7 protein-coding genes, 1 tRNA gene and 1 pseudogene are annotated in these 9,724 nt (G+C 61.9%); 4 read left to right on the forward strand and 5 right to left on the reverse strand.

Annotated elements, in window-relative coordinates; all coding sequences use genetic code 11:
• The 4 genes and pseudogenes from ugpC to EN935_RS11125 form a co-directional block, all read right to left on the reverse strand.
• A pseudogene (gene ugpC / locus EN935_RS11110) lies at nt 1–1,077 on the reverse strand (sn-glycerol-3-phosphate ABC transporter ATP-binding protein UgpC); the annotation flags it as partial.
• An 11-nt stretch (nt 1,078–1,088) separates the two neighbouring features.
• Nucleotides 1,089–1,925: a carbohydrate ABC transporter permease gene (locus EN935_RS11115; RefSeq protein ID WP_127262335.1), complete on the reverse strand. Its 837-nt coding sequence runs from the start codon at nt 1,923–1,925 to the stop codon at nt 1,089–1,091.
• The gene (locus EN935_RS11120; RefSeq protein ID WP_109670576.1) at nt 1,922–2,782 is read right to left on the reverse strand and encodes a sugar ABC transporter permease; all 861 of its coding nucleotides are present in this window, start codon (nt 2,780–2,782) and stop codon (nt 1,922–1,924) included. Before EN935_RS11120 ends, EN935_RS11115 begins: the two co-directional genes overlap by 4 nt.
• Before the next feature lie 157 nt (nt 2,783–2,939).
• Nucleotides 2,940–4,211: an ABC transporter substrate-binding protein gene (locus tag EN935_RS11125; protein WP_109670578.1), complete on the reverse strand. Its 1,272-nt coding sequence runs from the start codon at nt 4,209–4,211 to the stop codon at nt 2,940–2,942.
• A gap of 85 nt (nt 4,212–4,296) precedes the next feature.
• Here EN935_RS11125 and EN935_RS11130 point away from each other — a divergent pair, with 85 nt between their 5' ends.
• Both EN935_RS11130 and EN935_RS11135 read left to right on the forward strand, forming a co-directional pair.
• Nucleotides 4,297–5,190 (forward strand): helix-turn-helix domain-containing protein, encoded by an 894-nt coding sequence (locus EN935_RS11130; RefSeq protein WP_206532339.1) that lies wholly within the window; start codon nt 4,297–4,299, stop codon nt 5,188–5,190.
• Between the two features lie 324 nt (nt 5,191–5,514).
• A tRNA-Phe gene (locus tag EN935_RS11135) sits at nt 5,515–5,590 on the forward strand.
• 1,134 nt (nt 5,591–6,724) lie between these two features.
• Here EN935_RS11135 and EN935_RS11145 read toward each other — a convergent pair.
• Nucleotides 6,725–7,426, reverse strand: coding sequence for an alpha/beta hydrolase (locus EN935_RS11145; protein WP_127262333.1), 702 nt, complete (start codon nt 7,424–7,426; stop codon nt 6,725–6,727).
• Between the two features lie 184 nt (nt 7,427–7,610).
• On the opposite strand from EN935_RS11145, the gene EN935_RS11150 reads away from it, so the two are divergent.
• Together EN935_RS11150 and EN935_RS11155 are read left to right on the forward strand one after the other, a co-directional pair.
• Nucleotides 7,611–9,155, forward strand: coding sequence for a winged helix-turn-helix domain-containing tetratricopeptide repeat protein (locus EN935_RS11150; RefSeq protein ID WP_127262332.1), 1,545 nt, complete (start codon nt 7,611–7,613; stop codon nt 9,153–9,155).
• Nucleotides 9,156–9,278: 123 nt separating this feature from the next.
• A complete protein-coding gene (locus EN935_RS11155) occupies nt 9,279–9,719 on the forward strand; it encodes a hypothetical protein (protein WP_109666627.1) in 441 nt (146 codons plus the stop codon).
• Nucleotides 9,720–9,724: the final 5 nt, after the last annotated feature.

A 9,724-nucleotide genomic window follows, 5' to 3' on the forward strand; every position in this document is an offset into this window, starting at 1 on the left:
GGTAGGATTTGCGGATGGAAACGGTGATCTCGGGCGTGTCAGGGACCTTTGCCGCGTCGCGCTGGATCACCACGTCGTCACCGTGGCCGTTCTGGCATAGAGGAAACTTGTGCCGCCTAGGTGCTCGACCACGTCGATGGCAACCACAAGGTCGGTGTCGCCCTCTCCGGCATTGCCGAAATGTTCGGGCCGCACGCCGACGATGACCCTGCTGCCGATTTCTGGGCTTCCGATTTTTGGGTTGCCTGTTTCGGGTGCAGCGCCCGTCAGCGGTTGCACGATACGGGTCTTCTCCTGACCCGCCAGCTCGACCACGACACCACGCGCATCGTGCCCGACAATGCGGCCGTTGATGAAGTTCATCTTCGGCGAGCCGACAAAACCCGCCACGAACTGATTGTCGGGATTGTCGTAGAGATCGAGCGGCCGGCCGATCTGCTCGACATGGCCGGCGCGCAGCACGACGATCCTGTCGGCGAGTGTCATCGCCTCGGTCTGGTCGTGCGTGACATAGATCATGGTGGCGCCGAGTTCCTTGTGCAGCCGAGAGATCTCGACCCGCATCTGGACGCGCAATTCGGCGTCGAGATTGGAGAGCGGCTCGTCGAACAGGAACACCTGCGGTTCGCGCACGATGGCGCGGCCGATGGCGACGCGCTGGCGCTGGCCGCCGGAGAGTTTTTTCGGGCGCCTGTCCATCAATTCGCTGATGCGCAGGATCTCGGACGCCCGCTTCACCCGCCGGTCGGTGTCGGCCTTCGGGTTGCCGGTCATGCGCAGGCCGAAGCTCAGGTTCTGTTCGACGTTCATGTGCGGATAGAGTGCGTAGGACTGGAACACCATGGCGATGCCGCGGTCGGCCGGCTCGACATCGTTCACCACCTTGCCGCCGATGGCGATCTCGCCGCCGCTGATGTCCTCGAGCCCGGCGATCATCCTGAGCAGCGTCGATTTTCCGCAGCCGGAAGGGCCGACGAAGACGACGAATTCGCCGTCCTTGATGTCGATGCTGGCACCGTGGACGACCTCGAAGACACCGAAGCGCTTGACGACATTGTTGAGCGTGACAGTTGCCATGCTGATCCTGTTTACTTGACCGCGCCGGCGGCAATGCCGGCGATGAAATGGCGCTGCAGCAGCACGAAGACGACGAGCATCGGCACCGTCAGCATCACCGCGCCCGCCATGATGCCGCCCCATGACACCTTGGTGAGGCCGATCAGCGTGCCTAGCGCCACCGGCGCTGTCATCGAACCGGGCTGGCTGTTGATCAAAAGCGGCCACAGATAATTGTTCCAGGAGGCGAGGAACAGGATGATGGCAAGTGCGGCAAGCATCGGCCGCGCCAAAGGCAGCGCGACGAAAAGGAAGATGCGCCATTCCTTGACGCCTTCGACGCGCGCCGCGTCGAAGAGGTCGTCCGGCATCATCGAAAAACTCTGTCGCATGAACAGCACGCCGAGCGAGTTGAACAGCGGCGGCACGATCAGCGCCACCCAGGTGTTGGCGAGCTTGAAGTCGCGCGCCACCATGATGAATTGCGGGATCAGCACGACCGCATAGGGGAGCGTGATGGTGCCCAGGATGATGGCGACAACCACGCCCTTGCCGAAAAACTGGTAGCGGGCCAGCGCCCAGCCGGCCATCGACGTCAGCAGCACCGACAGGACAGTGTAGGTCACCGCCACCGAGACCGAAATGCCGATGGCGCCGACGAAATTGGTGTCACGCTGCAGATTGTTGAAATTGTCGATGAAGTTGCCGTGCGGCAAAAGCTCGATGCCGGGGCTGAAGATGCCGTTGTCCGGCATGGTCGAGAACACCACCATCATCCACAGCGGAAACAGCCAGATCAGCGCCAGCGGCGTCAGGAACAGATGCAGCAAGAGGCTGCGTCCCAGCCTGGTGGAGGAGCGCGAACTCATTTCGGTTCCCTCGTCAGCCACAGCTGCGCCAGCGTGATGGCGATCGCCAGCCCGGCCATGGTGTAGGCGACGGCCGAGGCATAGCCGAAATTGAGCGACCGAAAACCCTGGCGGTAGAGCAGTAGGCCAAGCGTCTCCGTGCCGCCGCCCGGTCCGCCGCGCTCGGTGATCAGGAAGGGCTCGGTGAACAGCTGCATGGTGCCGATGATCGACAGCACGAGGCAGAACACGATGACCGGCTTCAGCAGCGGCAGGGTGATGTAGAAGAACTGCTTGAGCTTGCTGACACGGTCGAGCGTCGCCGCCTCGTAGACATCTTCGGGAATGGACTGCATGCCGGCGAGCAGGATGATGGCGTTGTAACCGGCCCAGCGCCAGGTCACCGCGATCATGATCAGCGCCATGGCCGGCGTGACGTTGGAAAACCAGTCGATCTTGGGCAGGCCGACGCTGTTCAGGAGCTTGTTGATGATGCCGAAATCGAGGTTGAACATCAGCCGGAACACCGCCGAGTAGGCAACTTCGCCGACCACCACCGGGGCGAAGAAGGCAAAGCGATAGAGGCCGCGCGCCTTGAGCAACGGCGAGTTCAAAAGCACTGCCATGACGAGCGCCAGCGAGATCATCACCGGCACCTGGATGACTAGGATGAGCAGCGTGTTCTTCAGCGCGTTGAAGAAGGCCGGATCGCCGATCAATCGCCCCCAGTTGAAGCCTGGCGCGAACCGCCACGGCACGGTGCGCGTCGCCTGGAAGGAGATCATGAAGGAGCTGATGATCGGCCACACCCAGAAGACTGCAAAGATCAGCAGATAGGGCGTGAGGAAGCGATAGGCCGTGGCGTTGCGGTTGCGCATCTTCCTCCTCCTCCTTTATCCGTCGACGTTTCATTCTATGCCCCCGCAGCAGCGGAGCCGGTTTGTCAGAAAATGCAAGCCATCACACGCCCCGCAAGGAGCGCGCGAGATCGGGTCCGGGCGGCGCAAGCGCCTGCCCCGGACCCGGCTTGGGAGGTCATGACTTGACGGGCAATCCGGTCGCCGCCGCGATCTGGCTTGCGGCGTCGTCGAGCGCCGCCTTGGCGTCCGGATAGCCGCCGCCCAGATATTTGGTCTGCACGGCACGGACGATGATTTCGGCATCGCTCTGGAACGGCGTGCCGCGGCTCGGAACAACCTTGGGCAAGGTGCCCAGAATGTCCTTCCACACCGCCTGGCCGCCCCAGTAGGGCAAGCCTTGCGAGACATAGGGGTCATTGAGCGCCGACACCAGCGACGGCACCAGGCCGAACTCCTTCAGCATCGTGATCTGGCCTTCATTGGTTCCGAGCGTGTATTTCAGATAGGCGTAGGCAGCCTCCTTGTTCTTGGACGCCGATGTAATGGCCAGCGAAGAACCACCGAGATTGGCGGCGCGCGGACCGTCGGCAGTGAGACTCGGCATCAGATAGACGCCCCATTTGCCGTTTTCACCGGCCGATTCGGTGCGGATGGTGCCTTCATACCAGCCACCATAGATCTGGGTGGCGACGGTGCCGGCGGTGTTGTTGGTGATCTTGGTGCCCCAGTCCGCCGACGAGATGATGCCGGCGTCCTTCATCTCCTTGACCTTGGTCATGGCGTCGACGCATTTGGGCTGGTTGACCGTGATCGACTGGCCATCGGCGGCGAAATAGGCGCAGCCCTGCTCGTTGGAGATCATGCGGAAGAATTCCGAGTCGCCGTTGAAATCGGCGTTGGTCATCGTGACGCCCGGGTTGGCGGCCTGGATCTTCTTGCCGGCGGCGATGAAATCATCCCAGGTCTTGATCGACGCCGGATCGACGCCAGCCTTTTCGTAGAAGTCGCGGCGATAGAAGGCGGCGACCGGGCCCGAATCCCACGGCATCGAGTAGGCCTTGTCGCCGACTTCGAGTTCGGTGCGTTTGAAGTCGGGGAATTTCGCCTGGTCCTCGGCAGTGTAGCCCAGCGTATGCAGGTCGACGAAACAGTCGGGGAACTGGCTCCAGTAATTCTCGGCCTCACCGTTCTCGATGGTGACTATGTCCGGCAGGCCGACGCCGCCGGCGGCGCAGCCGGCAATCGACTTGTCGTAGGTCGGCTGGTTGCCGAGATCCTGGACCGTGACCTTGACGTCGGGAAATTGCTTGTTGAAGCCGGCAATGGTCGCCTTCAGCGACGAAGCCGCGACGTTCCAGCTCCAGATGGTGATTTCGCCGGATTGCGCAAAGGCCGGGGCTGAGCCCAGGGCAAGCGCGAGCGCGGCGCAGGTCATTGTGATGCGCATAGAAATCCTCCCATTTCATTTGCTCTCTCACTGTGAGCGTGGCTAGACTATGCAGTGGGCAGGGCCTGTCGCCGTCAAAGGGAATATGAAATTGGCGGAAAGTAAGATGCCTGAGCGGCCGTTTTACCAGCCTGGCGCCAGCAGCGTGGAAGGCCTGCCACTGCTCCTGCAGATGTTTCACACCAATCCCCTCGTGATGCTCAAGCCACATTGGCACGCCCAGGTCGAGGTGAATTTCATCGTGCGCGGCAGCGTGCATTACCGCATGAACGACCACGAGATTTCGCTTTCGGCCGGCGAGATGTGCCTGTTCTGGGGTGGCCTGCCGCACCAGATGGACGATTTGTCCGACGACGCCATCTATGCCGGAGCGCATCTGCCGCTGGTGCATTTTTTTCGCCTGCACCTGCCAACGGACATAAGGCACCGGCTGATGACGGGCGCCACGCTGGTGACCGGCGCCACCGACCAGTCCGACAACCATAGTTTCGAGCGCTGGAACCGCTACGCACGGTCCGGCGACCAGGCCAAGGCGGAACACGCCGTCAACGAATTGCTGCTCAGGTTGGAGCGGGTGCGGTTCGAGCCCTACCGGCTCGTGCCCGAAACCGCGCCCGGGCAGGAGGCGGGCAGCCCCTTCGACCAGCAATCGTCGCGCAATGTCGGGCGCATGTGCGATTTCATCGCCGAGAACTTCCTCTACGACATTGATTGCGTGAACATCGCTGCCGCCGCCGACATTCACCCCAAATACGCCATGAGCCTGTTCAAGAAATCCACCGGCATGACGCTCAACGAATATGTCAACCTGCTGCGGTTGAGCTACGCGCAGGCGCTTTTGATGCATCAGGACGCCAATGTGCTGCGCGTCGCCATGGATTCAGGCTTCGGTTCGCTCAGCGCCTTCAACAAGTCGTTCCGCAAGCTGGCTGGCATGTCGCCCTCCGATTTTCGCAGAGGCGTGACCGGCGCCAGATAGGCGATGACTACTTGCGGCGCGCCTGGTGCCGCGAAAGCATTGCTGTGCCTCGATCGCCGGCTAAAAGCCGTGACATGGCATTTGAGCCCGCAACAGCGACGCGGGCAAGGGTGACGAAGGCCGGATCGTGCCATGCCGTGCGCCATTCCGGCCATGCAAGCAGCATGGAAACCGGGGTATTACACGGCATCGCTTTTCCTGTCTGAAATCGCCACCTAGGCGCTGGACAGGCCGAATTCCCGTGCTATAACCCACGCGCTTTCAAGGGGCGCCCCACGGCGCCTTCATGAAATCCGGTCAACGCGTTTTCGTTTGCCGGAACAGGCCCAGATAGCTCAGTTGGTAGAGCAGCGGACTGAAAATCCGCGTGTCGGTGGTTCGAATCCGCCTCTGGGCACCATCACCCATCTCTCGGGAAGGGCATCCGAGGAAACGGGAACCAGGCGGAAAGTTGGACGGAAAGCGCCGTCCCTTCCCTGGGTAAGGCTGCTGGCCAAAGGCAACGCTTGGTCGGCCCGCGTCAGTGGGGAGGCGCGGGTCATTGCACATCAGCCTACGTCGAACTGACATGAGCCTACGTCGAACTGACATGGAAAAATGACCGATTGGTGTATGCGACGCCTCGTTGTTCATTTGAATAACGCGATATGATCCTTGAGTTCCGAGACTGGATGGCCGGTTTCGGCGCAGGGAGGCGAAGCATGCGAACCGCATTATTTAGAGTTCTGGCGATCATCGTGCTCTGTTCCACTACTGTCGGCGTAACGACGAGTTTCAGCACGGCTGACACTCGCGACGCTGGCCACAAGCCGGGTGACAGAGGAAACTAGCCTGTTGCCAGTGCCACCACTCTAGCCGTTGCCTACATCAGCGCCATTCAGGGCAATGTCTGCTTATGGGTCGCGACACGGGGATTGAGGGATCCCCCCAAAACAATCAAAAAGCCCGCGTGTCCTTTGGACAATGCGCGGGCTCTTTCGCGTTTTGTAACCATTTCAGCGCAAGGTAATTGAATCGCGGTTTTGCAAGTCTGTTGATGCGTTTGAAGTTTGTCGAGCCATGCAGCCGACCTTGGTTGAGAAGCCTCCTGAAGGTAACGGCCGAATTCACGAGATAAAGTTCGACGACTACCGTAGCCAATCATCATTGACCACGACGTCCGGATTTTCGCCCGCAACGGCACAACTGGACGGCGAAATGTGAAGCACTTCCGCGGCGAGGAAGATTTGCGGCACGCTTCGCTTGTCAGATCGGGGCCGAACGACATCGATCCGTCCGCCAAACTACTGGACACTGCATTGCATCGCGATCCTTCGGGCGAAACTTTGCTCCTATTGGCCTGCATCCGGATTTTGATTTGCTTGGTGATCCCCAACCTTAGGGCAAACTGCCCGCCGGGGCGCCAGTAGAGAAATGAGAGCACGCGCAGCAACGCTTGGGGATCTGGAGGATGTCTTTCGTGGATCATCCCAGCAAAGCAACAAGCCCGGGCGCCACAGGCGCCCGGGCCATCCATCTCCGGATGTGATGCGGTTCAGCTCTTGGCGATGCCGGCGGCTGCCTGTTCGATGAGCTTGGCGACAGCTGCGGGGTTGGAGACATAGACGGCGTGGCTGCCGGGTACTTCCACCGTCGTCGCTTGGGCGCGGTTGGCCATATTGCGCTGAGCCGGCGGCGGGATCATCCGGTCATCCGTGGCGACCAGATACCAGCTGGGCTTCACCTTCCAGGCTGGAGCGGTGACCTTGCCTTCGAGCGCCGCCACGCCCCACGGCACCTGCGAATCCGCCATGAAGGAGGCGAGCGAGGGACGGACGTCGGCGGCGAACGAGGCTGCGAATTTGGCCTTGTCGAGCATCAGGAAGCCGTCTACGGGCGGCAGGATCGGTGGCACCGACGCTCCTGGCGGCGGGTTGGCGATCAGGCTCGAAACCGACTCTCCGGCGTCCGGCGCGAAGGCTGCGATGTAGACTACACCTGCCACTTTCGGATCGGTGCCGGCTTCCGACACCACGACGCCGCCATAGGAGTGGCCGACCAGGATGACGTTGCCAGGAGCGGCGGCGATGGCGCGCTTGGTCACAGCGACATCGTCGGCGAGCGAGGTGGTCGGGTTCTGGACGATGGTCACGTCATAGCCGTCCTTCTTGAGGATCTGATAGACGCCGTCCCAGCCGGAGCCATCGACGAAGCCGCCATGGACAAGGACGACGGACTTTGCTGCGGTGTTAGACATTTGAGTTCTCCTTTTCAAAATGTTGTTTGCGTTGGTTGCAGGAGGACTATGCGGCAGGGCTGACGGACGCGCTTTGAGGCGGCCTTCAGGACCTCTTGATTTTACCTTGAGATCGCTTTGATTTTGCGTCCACGACACGGCTAAAGTGTCGGCCTGTTTGCCGCGCGGTCTGGAGCAAGCCATTTTGCCGTATCTCTTCGAGGATTTTGCCCTGGACGGCGATCGGCGCGAACTGCGCCGCGGCAACGACCTGATTTCCATCGAGCCGCAGGTGTTCGACCTGCTGCAATATCTGATCCGCAATCGCGAGCGGGTGGTCAGCAAGGACGATTTGATCGACGCGGTCTGGCAGGGGCGCATCGTCTCCGACGCCACGCTCGCCAGCCGCATCAACGCGGCGCGCAATGCACTGCACGACAGCGGCGAGGAGCAGCGCCTCATCCGCACCATCCTGCGCAGGGGCCTTCGCTTCGTCGGCACCGTGCGCGAGGAGGCCGAGGCTATCGCCTCGGTGAAGCAACCGAAGCCCGGCCTGGGCATTCCCGCCCGTCCGTCCATCGCCGTGCTGCCCTTCGTGAACCTGAGCGGCGATCCGGAGCAGGATTATTTTGCCGACGGCATGGTCGAGGACATCATCACCGGTCTGTCGCAGATCCGCTGGCTGTTCGTGATCGCGCGGAACTCAAGCTTCACGTATAAAGGCCGCGCGGTGGATGTGAAGCAGGTCGGGCGCGAGCTCGGCGTGCGCTATGTGTTGGAAGGCAGCGTGCGCAAGGTGGGAAGCCGCGTGCGCATCACCGGCCAGCTCATCGACGCGGAGGACGGCAGCCATCTGTGGGCCGAACGCTACGACCGCGAACTGACCGATGTGTTCGCGCTGCAGGACGAGATCACCATCAGCGTGGTTGCGGCAATAGAGCCCAATCTGCGCCGGGCCGAGGTCGAACGCGTCAAGCGCCAGCGCCCCCACAGTCTCGACGCCTATGATCTGCTGCTGCGCGCGCTGCCTGACGTCTACACCTTCATGCCGCATGGTGCAGCCAAGGGCCTGCCGCTGCTGGACCAGGCGCTCGCCATCGAACCGACCTATGCCCTTGCCCATGGCTTTGCCGCCTGGGCGCATCAGTCGCTGTTCGTGCGCGGCGGCATGAAACCGGAGAATCGGGAGCGATCGATCCGCCATGCCCATGCAGCGATCGAGCACGGCTCGGGCGACGCCATGGCGCTCGCTCTGGCCGGGTTCACCATCGGCATCGTGGAGCATGATCGCAGGCTGGCCGACGAGGCGTTTGCGCAGGCTTTGACGCTCAGCGCCTCCTGCGCCTTCGTCTATGCCTTCGGTTGCGTGTCGGTTGCCTATGGCGGCGACGCTGCCCGGGCAATCGACTGGGGCGAGCAAGCGTTACGGCTGAACCCCCTCGACGCCATGAGCTGTGTGCCGCCAGGCATGATCGGATTCGGCAATTTTCTCACCGGCCTGCACGAACAGGCCGTCATATCAGGCCGGCGGGCGGTGGAGATGAACCCCGGATTCAGCATGCTGCACGGATGGCTGGCCGCACCGCTGGCCAGGCTCGGACGGATCGACGAGGCAAAAGCGGCGGGAGCACGGCTTTTGTCGCTCGACCCGCATTTCACCATCGGCCGCTGGTCCGCCGCGGTGGGACTTGCGCCTGATATCGTCGATGATGTCACCGACGCCATGCGGATTGCAGGCTTGCCGGCGTAGGCGGCGGCGCCCGCATCCTCTGGGCGAAATCACTTTGCGCATATTAGGCCACCAGCGGATTTGATTTGCTTGGTGATCCCCCAACCTTAGGGCAAACTGCCTGCCGGGGCGTCAGGAGGAGAAATGAGAGCACGCGCAGCAACGCTCGGGGATCTGGAAGATGTCTTTCGTGGTCTGTCCAAGCGGATGTCGGACGAATACGCGGCGGCCGGCAAGGACAGCAAGATCGCCTACGACAATCTGATGATGAATTTGAAGGAAGGCCGTGCTCACGCGCTTGTCGAGGGCGACAAGGCCGTGGCGATCATCGCCTGGCATGAGAACAGCGACGCCGCCGACACGCTGTTTGCCGCACAGGAGGATTTCTTCCGTGCGGCGACCGTCCGCTTCTGCAAGCGGCATATCCGGCACATCCAGGCGCTTGCCGGCAACCTCCCCATCCACTCGCGCAGCTGGCTCCGGGGACCGGATGTCGCAAGATGGTTTGGAGTCATCGGCTATGTCGAACGCGGCCAGGAGAACGGCGCCACTCTGTTCGAACTGCCGCCGGCTCGCATCGGCTAAGGAAC

This window comes from Mesorhizobium sp. M7D.F.Ca.US.004.03.1.1, assembly GCF_003998635.1.
Taxonomy (GTDB): domain Bacteria; phylum Pseudomonadota; class Alphaproteobacteria; order Rhizobiales; family Rhizobiaceae; genus Mesorhizobium; species Mesorhizobium loti.

Excerpts from the sequence above, each read along its gene's own strand:
- EN935_RS11155 (WP_109666627.1), top strand. The coding sequence starts at position 9,279 with ATGAGAGCACGCGCAGCAACGCTCGGGGATCTGGAAGATGTCTTTCGT.
- EN935_RS11115 (WP_127262335.1), bottom strand. The coding sequence starts at position 1,925 with ATGAGTTCGCGCTCCTCCACCAGGCTGGGACGCAGCCTCTTGCTGCAT.
- EN935_RS11125 (WP_109670578.1), bottom strand. The coding sequence starts at position 4,211 with ATGCGCATCACAATGACCTGCGCCGCGCTCGCGCTTGCCCTGGGCTCA.
- EN935_RS11130 (WP_206532339.1), top strand. The coding sequence starts at position 4,297 with ATGAAATTGGCGGAAAGTAAGATGCCTGAGCGGCCGTTTTACCAGCCT.
- EN935_RS11120 (WP_109670576.1), bottom strand. The coding sequence starts at position 2,782 with ATGCGCAACCGCAACGCCACGGCCTATCGCTTCCTCACGCCCTATCTG.
- EN935_RS11145 (WP_127262333.1), bottom strand. The coding sequence starts at position 7,426 with ATGTCTAACACCGCAGCAAAGTCCGTCGTCCTTGTCCATGGCGGCTTC.